We start from the raw sequence: 15190 nt of genomic DNA on the forward strand, positions 1-15190 counted from the left end.
TCTTATGGATGTCGGACTGACTGCGGAGCAGCTGTCGCTGCGCGACACCGTGCGCGGCATCCTGCGCACCGAGTGTCCGCCCGACGCCGCCCGCCAGGCGATGGTAGACCCCGAGCGTTGGCGTGCCCCGTGGAAGACGGTCGTCGACCTCGGCTGGACGGAGCTCGCGTCTCCTGAAGCGGCCGACTACGGACCCGTCGAGCTGGCCGTCGTCCTCGAGGAATGCGGCGCCGCGATCGCGCCGATCCCGTTGCTCAGCAGCGTCGGGCTGGCCGCGGGCGCCTTGCGGGCCAGCGGCCTCGACTCGGTGCTCGCCGACATCGCCGGCGGCGCCGTCGCCACCCTGGCGGTTCACTCGAAAGGGTCCCGGCTACCCGGCACACCCATGACGTTGCGCGGGGGACGGCTGCGCGGACGGGCGGTCGCGGTCCCCAACCTGTCGCGCGCGGAGCTGCTCGTCACGCTGGCCCACGCGGACAACGAGGTCATGGCGGTCGTCGCGCGCTGCGGTGACGGCGTGACGGTGCTGGCAGGCGAGTCGACGGACCCGGCGCAACCGGTGGCCGACGTCGAGGTCGACGCCGAGCCGCTGGCCGCCGCGCCGGTGGATGTCGAATCGGCGCTGGCCGCGCCGCTGGTGGCCGCGGCCGCCGACCTGGTCGGGGTGGCTAGCGCCGCGCTGCACCGCGCGGTCGAGCATGCGAAGGTGCGCCGGCAGTTCGGCACGCCCATCGGCGCCTTCCAGGGCATCAAACACGCGCTGGCCGACAACCACGTCGGCGTGGAACGGGCGCGCAGCCTCACCTATGCGGCGGCGGCCCGGGTTGCGGATCCGGACTCGGGTGACGCCTGGACCGCGGCCGCGCTGGCCAAGGCGGCGGCAAGCGAAGCGGCGGTCAATTGCGCGCGGACCGCGGTGCAGGTGCACGGCGCCCTCGGGCAGACCTGGGAGCACGACATCCACCTCTACGTCCGGCACGCCTGGCAGGGCGCGTCGACGCTGGGCGACAGCCGCGCGCTCTACCACGAGGTGGGCCGCCGGTTCGCCGGAGGCGCGGGATGACGGCGGTCGTTGACGAATTCGGTGCGTGGCTGACGGAATTCCTGCCCAAGGACTACTACGAGAAGTACCGGGAGTACCGCTGGGACCTGCCGCTGCGGCGCGACTACCAGCGGGCGTCCTTCGAGGCGGGGTGGATCCAGCCGACCTGGCCCCGCGAGCACGGCGGCCGGTCGTTGGGCCTGCGCGACGCGATGGAGATCCGGATCGAGGCCGCGCTGCGGTCCGCGCCCAAGCTGCCCAACGTTCAGGGACCCGGCGTCGCCGCGCCCGGTATCCGCCAGTTCGGCACGCCCGCCCAGATCGAGCGGCTGCTGGTTCCCCTGCTGCGCGGCGACGAGTGGTGGGCGTTGGGCATGTCCGAGCCGGAAGCCGGTTCCGATTTCGCCGGGCTGCGCACCCGGGCCGAACGGGACGGGGACGCGTTCCGGGTCAACGGTCACAAGATCTGGACCACCCACGCGCACGTGTCGCGCTGGTGCACGCTGTACGTCCGCACCGACCCCGAGGCGCCAAAGCATCGCGGCATCTCGTGTCTGATCCTCGACCTGCAATCGCCCGGGGTACGGATCGAGCCGATCCGCATGGCCTCGATCTCCGACGAGACGTTCTGCGAGGTCTTCCTCGACGACGTCGAGGTTCCTGCGGAAAACCTGCTCGGGCCGCTCAACGGCGGCTGGAACGTCGCGTTGTCGTCGCTGCACCATGAGCGCCAGATGATCTGGATCATGAACTGGGTCGAGATCAAGCGGGGGCTCGACGCGGTGCGCGGGGCGCGTCCGACCGACGACATCTGCGCCGAGCTCGGCTCGCTGCTCGCCGATGCCGAGGCGCTGCGCGCCACCGGATACCGGGCTTTGGACAACGAACTGGCGGGGCGACCTAGCCCCGAGGCCGACATCATGAAGCTGCTCGGATCGGTGACGCTGCAACGGGTTTGGGAACTGGCCGCCGTCGCCGAGGGCCAGGATTGGGTCAGCGACCCGGATCTGCTGTTCGAACGCCAGGACGCGCTGGCCGCCACCATCTACGGCGGAACGTCGGAGGTGCAGCGCAACATCATCGCCGAGCGGCTGCTCGGACTGCCGAAGGGATAACCGAGATGGATTACGACCTCGGTGAGGACGCCGGACAACTCCGAAACCATTTGCGGGAGTTGATCGCCCAACACATCCCCGCCGACTTCCTCGGCGCCTGCACCGAAAACCCGCAGGATCTCGCCACCACCGAGACGTTCTGCAAGCTGCTGGCCACGGAAGGGCTGCTGGCGCTGGCGTGGCCGAAAGAGCATGGCGGGGGCGGTGGTTCGGTCTGGCAGCAGACGGTGCTGCGCGAGGAGATGTGGGCCCAGCACGAGCCCCGCGGCCCGCAGTACATGGGGATCAACTGGGTCGGCCCGGCGCTGATGCGTTACGGCACCGATGAACAGAAGGCCAAGCACCTGTCGGCCATCGCGTCCGGCGATGTGATCTGGTGCCAAGGCTTTTCCGAGCCGGAGGCGGGAACCGACCTCGTCTCGCTGCGCACCCGCGCGGTGCCCGACGGGGACAGGTGGCGCATCACCGGCCAGAAGGTGTGGACGTCGTACGCCCAGATGGCGTCCTGGTGCGTGCTGGCGGCCTGCACCGACCCCGACGCGCCAAAGGCCAAGCGGCTCACCCTGTTCCTGATACCCATGGACCGGCCCGGGTTCACCGTTCGGCCGATCCCGTCGATGCTGGGGCCGCATCACCTCAACGAGATGTTCCTCGACGACGTGCAGGCATTCCCCGGTGACGTGCTCGGCGAAGTCGGCGACGGCTGGCGGGTGATGCGCGAGGCGCTCGCGTTCGAGCGGGTCGGCATCGCGCGCTATGCGCGGTGCGAGTCCCTGCTTGACCGACTGCAAAAACAACTCGGCGACGGCTGGGACGCGCTGCCCGAATCGATTCGCGTCCGTTGGGCCCGGGCGCTGGTCGACCTGCGGGTGGCCAGGCTACTGGCGTATCGGGCCATCTCGCTGCAGGACGACCCCTCGGCGGGTGCGGCGGCCAGCGCCGCCCGCATCGCCACCACCACGTGCGATCAGCTGGTCGCCGAGCTGCTGTTCGACGTACTGGGGCCCACCGCGCTGGACAGCGGCGCGTCGGCGCCCCTGCACGGGGCCATCGAAGACCATTGGCGCTACGCACAGGCCGCCACCGTGGCATCGGGCACCATCGAGGTGCAGCGAATGCTGGTGGCACGCGACGTTCTCGGAGGTCATCGGTGAAAACCGAACTGCCACAGGATATCAGCGACTTCGCCGCCGTCGCGGCCAAGCGGCTCGCCCGGGTGGGCGGCCCACCGGCGGCGCTGCGCGCCGAGACCGACGACGGCGTGCGCGTCTCGGCACGCGGCGCCCTGAACGACGTCGGCGCGTTCGAGCTCGACGTACGGTCGGAGGGCGACGACTTGCTCGCCGCCGCGGTGCTCTGCCAGGCCGCCGGTGCGAACGCGCTGCCCTACCCCGTCGTGGAGGAGCTACTGGCAATCGACGGCGCCCGACTGGCCCTGATCAATCCCGAAGCGCCGCGCATCGACCACGGCGACCTGGCCGGTGACTGGATCGCGGCCGACCTGGACGGCGTGCGGTACCACCCGCAAGCCGGGGTGCGGACCAACGCCAAACTGGGGCCTTTTCTGGTGCCGGCCACCTTAAGCGCACCCGACGGAGCCGTCCCGGCCCGCGACGTTAACCTTCATCTCGTGCTGGGATCATGGCGGATTCTGGGAGCCCTGCAGCAATCGCTGCACATCGTCACCGAACACGTGCGCGCGCGGGTCCAGTTCGCCCAGCCGCTGGCCGACTTCCAGGCCGTCAGGTTCGCCGTCGCCGACGCCGCCGTCGGCGTGCGCGGCCTGCACGAACTCGCGAAGTACACCATCTGCCGGCCGGAATCGCTTCCGGCGCAGGTTCATTCGGCCGATGCGCTCGTCCTGCGGTACAAGGCTGCCGACACCGCGCGGCAGGTGCTGCGGACCTCGCATCAGCTGCTCGGCGCCCTGGGCTTCTGCGACGAATCCGACGTCAGCGTGCTCGACCGGCACACCCAACCGCTGATCCGGTTGCCGCTGAGCGCCGAGGCCCTCGCGCTGCGCCTGATCCCCGACGTCCGGGACGGCCACCTGGAGACGTTGTTCAGTGGGCCGGTACCGGCGTGACCACCGAACGGGTCGCCTCCGAGGCGGGGCCCAATCCGCTGGAGGAAGGGATCCCGTTCGGGGCCAAGCTCCAGCAGCTCGCCGAGGAACGCCCCGACGACAAGGCGGTTACGGTCGTCGCGCTCGACGGCACCTCGAGCACGCTGACCTTCGGCGAACTCGACGCCCGCGCCAACCAGTGGGGTCGCGCGCTGGCGGCCGACGGCGCGGGGGTCGGCTCCCTTGTGGCGCTGGCGATCCCGAATTCGCAGCACCTGATGCTCGCCGCGCTGGGGTGCTGGAAGATCGGCGCGGTTCCCGTGCCCATGCACTGGGACCTGCCGGAGTGGGAGCGCGACCGGGTGCGCGAGGTCATCAACCCCGCGGTCGTCGTCGACGAAAAAACCCGCTGGGAGTTGGAGGCCCGAGCGGCCGCCGAGGCCGAAACCCCAATGCCCCCGGTGGTTTCCCCCAATGCCAACGGCATCTGCAGCAGCGGCTCGACCGGCGTGCCGAAGGTGATCCTCAGCCTGGCGCCCTCGCTGTGGACGCCGCAACATGGGGAGCCGTTCCTGTCGAACTGGACGCCGGTGGCCCAGCCGCAGACGATCATGGTGCCCGCGCCGATGTACCACACCAACGGCTTCGCCACGTTCTTCTTCCTGTTGGCCGGCGACCATCTGGTGGTGCTCGAAAAGTTCGACGCGGCACTCGTTTTGGATGTGATCGAACGCTTCCGCATCACCAACTTCACGGCCACGCCCACGATGCTGGCGCGCATCGCGGCGCGGCCCGACGTGCGGCAGCGCGACCTGTCCAGCGTCGTCTTCGTCCTGCAGGGCGCCGCGGTGATGCCGCCGTCGCTCATGCACACCTGGTTCGAGCTGCTGAGCCCGCAGCAGATCGTGTCGGCGTACGGCATGACCGAGAACCTGGGACTCACCGCGTTGCGTGGCGACGAGTGGCTCGCCCATCCCGGCAGCGTCGGCCGCGGCTTTCGGGACACCGAGATCCGGATTCTCGACGCCGGAAAGATACCGCTCGGCCCCGGCGAACACGGCGAGATCTACCTGCGGTCACCGATGGCCGCGGGATCGCGATACCTCGGCGGCGCGGCGCCGCTGCCGACGACCGAGGACGGCTTCCGTTCCGCCGGCGACATCGGCTATCTCGACGAGGACGGCTATCTCTACATCGTCGATCGCCGAGTGGACATGATCATCACCGGCGGCGCCAATGTCTTTCCGGCGGAGGTGGAGTCGGCCCTCGCAGGCCACCCGGGCATCGCCGACGTCGTCGTCATCGGGCTGTCCGACCCGCAGTGGGGGCGCCGCGTGCATGCGGTGATCCAGCTCGCCGATGGCGTGCAGCTCACTGAGGAAGAGGTGATCGAGTACGCGAAGAGCCGGCTCGCCCACTACAAAGCACCCAAGACCGTCGAGTTCGTCGACGCGATCCCCCGCACCGCGGCCACCAAGGTCAATCGCTCGGCGATGATCGAGGCCCGCGGCGGCTAGGGCGGGGCCGCTGATCGTATCCTGCATATCCCGCAATGCGCGGTAACCTCATTCTCATGGCTGAACCGACCGAGGGAGCCGAAGTGACCCGCGGCGACCGCTTCATCAAGACGGCCGTCGCGATCCTGGGCGAAACGGGACGCACGGACTTCACCGTGCAGGAGGTCGTCGCGCGCTCCAAGACCTCGCTTCGCGCCTTCTACCAGCACTTCAGCAGCAAGGACGAACTGCTCCTGGCGCTGTTCGACCGGACCATCGCGCAGTCGGTGCAGGGCTGGCGCGCCGAGACCAACGGACTGGACAGCACCGCCGCGCTGAAACTGGTGATCGACCGCGTCAGCCAACAACCGGAGTCGAGCACCCAGGACAGCCTCAACAGGGCGTTGAGCCTCTACAACCAGCACCTGGCCGAAACCCGCCCCCGCGACTACACCCGGGTCCTCTCCCCGTTGCATCAACTGATCCGCGACATCGTCGGGCAGGGCATCACCGAAGGGGTCTTCAACCCGGGCCTCGATATCGGAGCCGCGGCCGCGATCGTCATGCAGACGATCATGGGCGCCCAGCGGTTGCACTGGCTGGGCACCGAATTGATCGGCAAACCGATCGACGCCGGCCAGCTGTTCGACTACTGCAGCCGAGCGCTGGGCATTCGCGAGACCGACGAGGAATCGGCCACCCCCACCTTGGGTGAACTGTTCGCGCAGATCGGTATGCGGCCGGGCATCCACAACGGCGAGTTCGCGATGACGATGCCGGTCAGCCCCAACGTGGTCAACACGTCCGGCGCGCTTCAGGGCGGCTTGATCGCCACGCTGGTCGACGTGGCGGGTGGGCAGTTCGGGCTGGATTACCTGCAGCAGGGCACCACCATGACCACCGCCGACCTCTTCATCCGCTACCTGCGCCCGATTCGGCAGGGCGCCGCGCGCGCGGTCCCCAGGATGCTGCGGTCCGGTCGCCGGGCGATGGTGATGCAGGTGGATATCTACGGCGACGGCGACGAGCTCGCCGCGACCGCGACCGTGAATTTCGCGATCATCAACGGGGCGACGCCGACCGGCCTCCAACCGGACATTTAGGTCCCGGTACTGCTGGCCACGCAGAAGTGGTAACGTCATTACCAGATACCGAGAACCACAGACTTGCGCAAGGAGATCGCCATGCCGTCCCGCGAACTTTCCTTCCCCGTGTTCGACGCCGACAACCACATGTACGAACCGCAGGAAGCGCTGACCAAGTTCCTCCCGGACAACCGTAAGCACGTGATCGACTACGTCCAGGTGCGCGGTCGCACCAAGATCGTGGTGCGCGGCCACATCAGCGAGTACATCCCGAACCCGACGTTCGAGAAGGTCGCCAAGCCGGGCGCCCAGGAGGACTACTTCCGCAACGGCGCCCAGGGCAAGACCTACCGCGAGATCCTGGGCGAGCCGATGAAGGCCATCCCGGCTTTCCGCGAGCCCGGCCCGCGGCTGGAGGTCATGGACGAGCTCGGCATCGACTACGCCCTGATGTTCCCGACGCTGGCCAGCCTCGTCGAGGAGCGCATGAAGGACGACCCGGAGATGACCCACGACGTCATCCACGCGCTCAACCAATGGATGTACGAAACGTGGTCGTTCAACTACCAGGAGCGCATCTTCGCGACCCCGGTGATCACCCTGCCGATCGTCGAGCGCGCCCTCGAAGAACTCGAATGGGTGCTGGAGCGCGGTGCCCGCACGGTTTTGGTGCGCCCCGCGCCGGTGCCCGGCTTCAAGGGCAGCCGCTCATTCGGCCTCGAGGAGTTCGACCCGTTCTGGCAGGCCTGCATCAAAGCCGAGCTCCCGGTGTCGATGCACGCCTCGGACAGCGGTTACTCCGAGTTCGCGAACGTGTGGGAGCCGGGCGACGAGTTCCTGCCGTTCAAGCCGACCCCGTTCCGCAGCTTCGTGATGGGGCACCGGCCGATCCTGGACGCGATGGGTGCGCTGGTGTGCCATGGCGCGCTTTCCCGCAACCCGGAGCTACGGATCCTCTCGATCGAAAACGGCGCCGACTGGGTGCCGGACCTGTTCAAGGGCCTCAAGGGCGTCTACAAGAAGATGCCGCAGTCGTTCAGCGAGGACCCGGTCGAGGCGTTCAAGCGCTGCGTCTACATCACCCCGTTCTGGGAGGACCGCTTCACCGAGATCGTCAAGATGGTGGGCACCGACCGGGTGCTGTTCGGATCGGACTGGCCGCACCCCGAGGGTCTGAAGGACCCCATCAGCTTCGTCGACGAGCTCACCGACTTCGATGAGGAGGACGTCGCCAAGATCATGGGCGGCAACCTGATGAAGCTGATGAAGGTCTCCTCCAAGAACCCCGTCTCGGCCTAGTAGGCCCTTGGCTGAAAAGCGTTGCGGCGCTGAGGGTCGCCCACGCTCCCCCAGCGCTGCGGGCGCGGCGGGCGCCGCCATCGGACTTCACCCGATGCGCCAGGCGATGCCGCCGCGAAAAGCCGTTAGCAAGCCGATGCCGTGAATACCGGATCCTCGTTGGTAACCTTGATGTGTACGGACGTCATGCATTCGACCTGATTACATGACTCCACAGAAGGGTTCCCGAGAAGGGACGGCCAGATGGTCGCCGAAAAGGACTGGGACAAAACCGTTGGTGTGGCCGATGACGTTCGGCGCGTCTTCGAGGATGTTCCCGCGATGCTGGTCGGCCTGAAGGGGCCCGACCACCGGTTTGTGGCGGTCAACTCGGCCTACCGGGCTTTCAACCCGACGGGCAACCCGGTGGGAAAGCTTGCGCGCGAGGTCTTCCCCGAGCTGGAGAGCCAGCAGATCTACCAAATGTTCGACCGGGTCTATGCGACCGGCGATTCGCAAACCGGGACGGAATGGCGGCTGCAGGCCGACTACGACGGGTCGGGAATCGAGGAACGGTATTTCGACTTCGTCGTCACGCCTCGCCGTGGGGACGACGGATCGATCGAGGGTGTGCAGATCATCTTCGACGACGTCACCGAGCGGGTACGGGCGCGGGAGGCCGCCGAGGAGCGCATGGAGGAGCTGTCCGAGCGCTACCGCAACGTCCGCGCTTCGGCAACCATCATGCAGCAGGCGCTGCTGGCCCCGTCGGTGCCTGTCGTTCCCGGCGCCGACGTCGCCGCGGAGTACCTCGTCGCCGCGGAGGACACCGCGGCCGGTGGCGACTGGTTTGACGCGATGGCCCTCGGTGATCGGCTGGTTCTTGTCGTGGGCGACGTCGTCGGGCACGGTGTTGAGGCCGCGGCGGTGATGTCGCAATTGCGCACGGCGCTGCGGATGCAGATTTCCTTGGGCCACAACATCGTTGAAGCGCTCGAAGCGGTCGAGCGCTTTCATGAACAGGTGCCGGGGTCGGAGTCGGCCACGTTGTGCGTCGGTTCGCTCGACTCCGCCACGGGCGAATTCCAGTACTGCACAGCGGGACACCCACCGCCGCTACTGGTGAGCGCCGGCGCGGGTTCGCGCTTTGCCGAGCCGACGGGTGCGGGTCCCCTCGGCAGCGGCACGGGTTTCCCGGTGCGCACCGAGGTGCTCGAGGTCGGCGACTCGGTCCTGCTGTATTCCGACGGCCTGATCGAGCGTCCCGGCCGGCCGCTGGGTGCGAGCACCGCGGAGTTCGCCGAGCTTGCCGCGAACATTGCCGGCGGCAGCGGCGGCTTCGTCATCGGCGCACCGGGCCGGCCGATCGACCGGATCTGTTCGGAGACGCTGGAACTGCTGCTCCGGTCCACGGGCTACAAGGACGACGTCACACTGCTTGCGGCGCAACGGCGCACACCGCCCCCACCGCTGCGGATCAAGCTGGATGCGACGATTCATGCCGCGCGCGCCGTCCGCGCCGAGCTTCGTGAGTGGCTCTCGGCGATCGGCGCCGACGCCGACGACATCTGTGACGTCGTCCACGCGGTTTCGGAGTTCGTCGAGAACGCGGTCGAACACGGTTACGGGACAGACGTTTCCGACGGGCACTCGAAATGGATCGTGGTCGAGGCTGCTCTGGCCGGCGACGGCAACTTGCACGCCTGGGTGATCGACCGGGGGCGGTGGAAGGACTACCGCGAGGGCGAGCGCGGCCGCGGGCGCGGACTGGCCATGGCCGAGGGGTTGGTGGACAAGGCTCAGGTCACCCACGGTGACGGCGGGACGACGGCCATCCTGACGCACCGCCTGTCGCGGCCGGCGAACTTCATCACCGACACGACCGTCAGCCGGTCAAACCGCCAACCGCCCGTCGACTCCGAATTCGTCTCCATGGTCGGCGAGGCCGGCCGCATCGTGGTCAGCGGGGATGTCGACGCGGCCACCGCGGCTACCCTGGACCGACAGATCGCGGTCGAAAGCCGTTCCGGTATAGCCTCTTTGACGGTCGACCTCAGCGGAGTAACCCATCTCGGGTCGGCCGGGGTAAGCGCCCTGGCGGCTGCCCGTGACCGGGCGCGCACGCAGGGTGGTGGCCTGGTGCTGATCGCGGCCCCCGGGACCCCGGCGCATCACGTCTTGTCGCTGGTCCAAATGCCCGTGGCCAACGTCAATCCCTAAACGCCTTCGCCGACGGACAGCGTCGGCCGCTCAGCTGCCCTGACCGTGCCGCACCTGATTGAACGGCACCCCGCGGTCGGCGGCGTATTCCCGGGGGAATCCCAGCACCCGCTCCCCGATCACGTTGCGGGCCATCTCGGTGGTGCCGCCGCCGATGGCGACATTCTGCCGGGACAGGTAGCGCAGCCCGGCCTCGAGGCCTTCGCCGAATTCGCCTACGACACCGGCACTTCCCGTGATCTCCATCGCGGCGTCCATATCCATGGTCACCGTCTCGGAGTGAAAGAGCCTGATCAGGGTTCCCGCGGTCGGGGGCAGTGCGCCATCCCGTACGGCCCGGTACACGTGGTCGATCAACTGCTCGCCCACCGCGCGCTGCACGAGCACCCGGCCGGCCTTCTCCTGGATGCGTTCGTTGTCGGCCTGGCCCATCTTCTCGGCCAGCGCCACGTAGTCGACCGGCGTTGTGTGGCCGCCTTCGTGGCCGGCGCCACTGGCGAACTCCGATCCCTGTCCCACCGCCCGGCGTTCGTGGTGCAGCTGGCGTGAGGCGACCGCCCAGCCGCCGTTGACCTCGCCGACGACGGCGTCGTCGCCGACGTCCACCCCGTCCAGGAACTCCTCACAAAACTCGGTGGACCCGCTGAGCATGGTGATGCGCCGCAACGTGATTCCCGGATGGCCGATCGGCACCAGGAACATGGTCAGGCCCTCGTGCTTGGGCGCGTCCCAGTCGGTACGGGCCAGGCACAACCCGTAGTCGGCCGCGAAAGCGCTTGTGCTCCATGTCTTCGCGCCGTTGATAATCCAACGGTCACCCTGGCGTTCGGCGCGGGTGATGACACCGGCCAGGTCCGACCCGCCGCTCGGTTCGGACAACAGTTGCACCAGGACTTCGTCACCGCGCAGGGCGCCGGCGATGTGCCGCTTCTTCTGGTCCTCGGATCCGGTGTCGAGCAGCGTGGCGCAGCAGATGGTGAACGTCGGGGTGTTGAGGATCAGCGGCATCTCGTAGCCGAGGGATTCGGCGTCGAATGCCTTCTGGTATTCGTAGTCCAGACCGAGGCCGCCGTATTCGCGGGGGAAGCAGATACCGGCGAATCCCCCTTCGTAGAGCCGCTTTTGCAGCTCGCGGGCCCGGTTCCAGGACCGCTCGTCGTCGCGTGGTGTGGGCGGCGGGTTCTCGGGGTCGATGGCGGGTAGGTTGTCCGCCAACCACACTCGGGCCCGGGCAGCGAATTCGGCAACGGTTTCGGCGGTCGTCATCGGGAGTTCGTCACCGATCGCGCCACTCTCTCCGCGTCGTACACCCTCAGGTTGTGCTCCTCGGGCGTGCCGAACATGGAGCGGTACAACGTGACCCGCCTCAGGTACAGGTGCAGGTCGTGTTCCCAGGTGACGCCGATGCCGCCGTGCATCTGGACGCAGGCCTGAACGATCCGCACCGCCATCTCGCCGACATATGACTTGGCGATGCTCGCCGACAAGCCCGCTTTGGGCGAGCGCGCGGCAACGTCGGCAACCGCCGCCGAGGTGGTGGCACGACACGCTTCCAGCCACAACTTCATGTCAGCGAAGCCGTGTTTGAGGACTTGGTAGGACGCCAGCGGCCGGCCGAATGTGTGCCTGTCCAACGCCCATTGGACGGTGAAGTCGAACACCGTCTGCAGGATGCCGACCACCTCGGCGCACTGCAGCACCTGGGCGAGCTGGCTCTGCCGCCCGATCAGGGCGGCGGCCTCGGCGGGGCCGCCGACTGCGGCGGACCGTTCGACGACCACGCCGTCGAAATCCACCTTGGCGTATTGCTTGACCAAGTCCACGGACTGCTGCGGCGTAATCCGGACACCGGGCGCATCCGTGGGGACCAGGAACTGGCGAATGCCCTCGTCGGATCGCGCCACCACCAACAGCACCCCACTTTGGGCCCCGGCCTCGACGCGGTCCTTGGCGCCATGAAGGGTGAAGCTGCCGGAGCCGGCATCCGTCGGGGTGGCCGTCACCGAGGGATCCAGCGGTGACCAGCCCCTGCCCGGCTCGCAAACCGCCCACGACGCCACGGTTTCACCGGACATCAGCGATTCGATGGTCTCGGCGTGCGTCTGCGGATCCGGGCACTCGGCGAGCGCCGCGAGCACGACGCTGACCGGATACAGGGGCCCGGGCGCCACCGTCTTGCCCAGTTGCTCGGCGACCATGGCCAGATCCACGACGCCGCTGTCCGAGACGCTGCCGCCGCCCAACTCCTCCGGGACCAGGAGGGCCGTCCACCCGAGTTCGGCGGCGCGCCGCCACCACGCCGGGTCGAAGGACTCTCCCGCGGCGTGCAGTTCGCGGACGCGACTCAGCGGCGCTTCTTTTTGCAGAAAGGCCTGGGTTGTGGACGCGAAGAGTATCTTTTCGGGAGAGTCGACAGCGGTCATGATGCCGGAAGATTCGAAAGGAAGCGTGGTTGGTTGATCATCCGCCTGGTCGGTTCTCGTCGGAGTTCGCTGGGGATTCTGATGTTAGCAATGAGCAGTACGGTAAGAGATACCGGAGTCCAATCGATAATGATCATGACGAGCGGTAGTCGCGGTGGCTGAGGCGAACGAAACGCCCGATCATTCGGCCGCATCGGAGGCCGACGCCAAGGCGTTGCTCGAAGAGGCCGAGGCGGAGGCAGCCGCGGCCGAAGCGCGTGCCGCCGCGGCCCTGGCCCGCGCCCGCGCCGCCCGGCTGCGACGCGAGGCCCTCGGGTTGCCGGACCCCGCCGAGTACGACGAAGAAGACGAGGATTACGTCGAGGACGCGGACGAGGACGACTACGAGGACGACGAAGAATACGACGAGGATTGGGACGAGGCCGACGACGAGCCCGTAACCGCGCAACCCAGATGGCGACGACGGATGCCGCTGCTCGCCGCGGTTGCCGCCGTCATCGGCATCCTCGGCTTTGCCGGCTCCAGCGCATACATGGTGCTTCAACATCGCGATGTCACCAGGCACCAACAGCGGGAAGCTGCGTTCGTCGCCGGGGCCAAGCAGGGTGTCCTCAACATGATCTCGTTGGACTTCAACAAGGCCAAAGCCGATGTCCAGCGCGTCATCGACGGCTCCACCGGCGAATTCCAGGCCGATTTCCAGAAGCGGGCCAACGACTTCATAGGGGTGGTCATCCAGTCGAAGGCGGTCACGGAGGGAACCGTGCACGCCGCCGCCCTCGAGTCCATGACCGACAACTCGGCGGTGGTATTGGTTTCGGCGACATCCCAAGTCACCAATTCCCCGCCGGGCAAGGACGAACCGCCGCGAATCTGGCGCCTCAGGGTGACGATCGCCGATGTCGGCGGAAAATACAAGATGTCGAAAGTTGAGTACGTGCCGTGACCGAAGACGTGCGCGACATCGATTCGGCCGCACCGGAACCCACCCACGGGCCGGCCGAAGACGACGACAGCTCCGTGGCCGAAGAGCCCACCGACGAGGAGCCCACCGACGAGGAGCCCACCGACGAGGAGCTTGCCGACGAGGAGCCCACCGACGAGGAGCTTGCCGACGACGGGGCCGGCGACCCCGAGGCCGACGACGCCGCCCCGATCGAGCGCCGCCGCCGTACGCTCTCGCCGAGGGTACGCAAGGTCATTGCGGCGGTTTTGGTTGTGCTCCTGCTGATCTCGGGCGGCGTTGCGACGTGGCTGTACTTCGAGCAGTACCGGCCGGACCAACAGACCGACGCCGGCGTCGCTCGCTCGGTGGTGAACGCCGCCACGGATGCGACGACGGCAGTACTGTCGTATTCCTCCGACTCGCTCGACCAGGACTTCGCCAACGCCAGGTCATACCTCGCCGGGGATTTCCTGTCCTACTTCGACCAATTCAGTCAGCAGACGGTGGCCCCGATGGCCCGGCAGAAGTCGATGAAAACCAAGGCCAAGGTTACCGGCGCCGCGGTGTCGGAGCTGCATCCCGATTCCGCAGGGGTTCTGGTCTTCGTCGATCAGGTCACCACGACCAAGGACAGCGCCCAACCGTCGGTGGCGGTCAGCAGCATCCTGGTGCGCATGTCCCGGATCAACGGAAAGTGGCTGATCACCAAGTTCAACCCGGTCTAGCGGTAGCCGCTACATGGCGAACACACGGCGCAGCGACTGGGCGTGCAGTGCCCGGTTCTCCTCGGAGACAACCCAATCGGGAACGAGGGAATCGAATCCGTTGAATGTCGCTGCGATCACGTGCAATTCGGTGTGGACGTAGGCATGCAGTAGCCGGTTGGCGTAGTCGATGGCTTCGTCGCGGCACGGATCGATCTCGGAGCAACTGATGAACGTGGGTGGCAGGCCCTCGAGGTTGGCTCGATGCGCGGGAACGTATTGGCCGCTCGCGGCGGTGTGGCCGAGGTAGTGGCCCCAGGCCCGGCTCACGGCCGGACCGTTGAGACCCGGCGTGCGCTGGAACTCGCGCCGCGACGGGGTGGCATCGGAATCGAGCATCGGCTGGTGCAGGATCTGCACCAGCACCGGCGGGCCCTCCTCGTCGAACACGCGCTGAGCCAGGCTCGCGACCAGCGCCGCACCCGCGTCCCGTCCCATCACCGCGATGCGGGCGGCGTCGACGTCCAGCTCGGCGCAGTTGTCCACGGCGTAGCGCAAGGCCGCATCGACGTCGTCCAACGCTGCCGGACACGGGTTTTCGGGTGCGAGCCGGTAGTCGACCGAGACCACAAGGCAATCGGCGGCACGGGATCCCGGGTGCCCCTGGTGGTATACGCCCACGGCGGCGGCTTCGTGACGGGAAACCTGGACACCGACCACGCGCAGTGCGTGGAGCTGGCCCGTGCCGCCGATTGCCTTGTGGTCTCGGTCGACTACCGGCTCGCACCCGAAAACCCGTGTCCGGCAGCGTTCGAG

At 67.9% G+C, this 15190-nt stretch carries 12 protein-coding genes and 2 pseudogenes; 11 read left to right on the forward strand and 3 right to left on the reverse strand.

Annotated features, from left to right (window positions below; all coding sequences use genetic code 11):
* Positions 1-4: 4 nt before the first annotated feature.
* The 8 genes from A9X00_RS16395 (at position 5) to A9X00_RS16430 (ending at position 10301) form a co-directional block, all read left to right on the forward strand.
* Entirely contained in the window at positions 5-1063 is a 1059-nt protein-coding gene (locus A9X00_RS16395) for an acyl-CoA dehydrogenase family protein (protein ID WP_067155363.1), read from the forward strand.
* Positions 1060-2157 (forward strand): acyl-CoA dehydrogenase family protein, encoded by a 1098-nt coding sequence (locus tag A9X00_RS16400; RefSeq protein ID WP_067155366.1) that lies wholly within the window; start codon positions 1060-1062, stop codon positions 2155-2157. The genes A9X00_RS16395 and A9X00_RS16400 overlap by 4 nt, the downstream gene beginning before the upstream one ends.
* 5 nt (positions 2158-2162) lie before the next feature.
* Entirely contained in the window at positions 2163-3311 is a 1149-nt protein-coding gene (locus A9X00_RS16405) for an acyl-CoA dehydrogenase family protein (RefSeq protein ID WP_067155369.1), read from the forward strand.
* A complete protein-coding gene (locus A9X00_RS16410) occupies positions 3308-4243 on the forward strand; it encodes an acyl-CoA dehydrogenase family protein (protein WP_067155372.1) in 936 nt (311 codons plus the stop codon). Before A9X00_RS16405 ends, A9X00_RS16410 begins: the two co-directional genes overlap by 4 nt.
* Positions 4240-5739 (forward strand): class I adenylate-forming enzyme family protein, encoded by a 1500-nt coding sequence (locus tag A9X00_RS16415; protein ID WP_067155375.1) that lies wholly within the window; start codon positions 4240-4242, stop codon positions 5737-5739. Before A9X00_RS16410 ends, A9X00_RS16415 begins: the two co-directional genes overlap by 4 nt.
* Positions 5740-5795: 56 nt before the next feature.
* A complete protein-coding gene (locus A9X00_RS16420) occupies positions 5796-6821 on the forward strand; it encodes a hotdog fold thioesterase (RefSeq protein ID WP_067155400.1) in 1026 nt (341 codons plus the stop codon).
* Positions 6822-6902: 81 nt separating this feature from the next.
* Positions 6903-8102, forward strand: coding sequence for an amidohydrolase family protein (locus tag A9X00_RS16425; RefSeq protein WP_067155402.1), 1200 nt, complete (start codon positions 6903-6905; stop codon positions 8100-8102).
* Positions 8103-8345: 243 nt separating this feature from the next.
* On the forward strand, positions 8346-10301 hold the full coding sequence (locus A9X00_RS16430; protein ID WP_067155377.1) for a SpoIIE family protein phosphatase: 1956 nt from the start codon (positions 8346-8348) through the stop codon (positions 10299-10301).
* Positions 10302-10331: 30 nt separating this feature from the next.
* Here A9X00_RS16430 and A9X00_RS16435 read toward each other — a convergent pair whose 3' ends face one another.
* Together A9X00_RS16435 and A9X00_RS16440 are read right to left on the reverse strand one after the other, a co-directional pair.
* Positions 10332-11567: an acyl-CoA dehydrogenase family protein gene (locus tag A9X00_RS16435; protein WP_067155380.1), complete on the reverse strand. Its 1236-nt coding sequence runs from the start codon at positions 11565-11567 to the stop codon at positions 10332-10334.
* Positions 11564-12724 carry an acyl-CoA dehydrogenase family protein gene (locus A9X00_RS16440; protein WP_067155383.1) on the reverse strand — a complete coding sequence of 387 codons (1161 nt, stop codon included), beginning with the start codon at positions 12722-12724 and terminating at the stop codon, positions 11564-11566. Before A9X00_RS16440 ends, A9X00_RS16435 begins: the two co-directional genes overlap by 4 nt.
* A 154-nt stretch (positions 12725-12878) precedes the next feature.
* On the opposite strand from A9X00_RS16440, the gene A9X00_RS16445 reads away from it, so the two are divergent.
* Both A9X00_RS16445 and A9X00_RS16450 read left to right on the forward strand, forming a co-directional pair.
* Positions 12879-13670, forward strand: coding sequence for a hypothetical protein (locus A9X00_RS16445; RefSeq protein ID WP_067155386.1), 792 nt, complete (start codon positions 12879-12881; stop codon positions 13668-13670).
* A 209-nt stretch (positions 13671-13879) separates the two neighbouring features.
* Complete coding sequence (locus A9X00_RS16450) at positions 13880-14395, forward strand: hypothetical protein (protein WP_067155405.1); 516 nt, start codon at positions 13880-13882, stop codon at positions 14393-14395.
* Between the two features lie 9 nt (positions 14396-14404).
* On the opposite strand, the pseudogene A9X00_RS16455 reads toward A9X00_RS16450, so the two are convergent.
* A pseudogene (locus tag A9X00_RS16455) lies at positions 14405-15025 on the reverse strand (alpha/beta hydrolase); the annotation flags it as partial.
* A 6-nt stretch (positions 15026-15031) separates the two neighbouring features.
* Between A9X00_RS16455 and A9X00_RS29980 the strand changes: the two are divergent.
* A pseudogene (locus A9X00_RS29980) lies at positions 15032-15190 on the forward strand (alpha/beta hydrolase fold domain-containing protein); the annotation flags it as partial.

This window comes from Mycobacterium sp. 1245805.9, from assembly GCF_001672915.1.
Taxonomy (GTDB): domain Bacteria; phylum Actinomycetota; class Actinomycetes; order Mycobacteriales; family Mycobacteriaceae; genus Mycobacterium.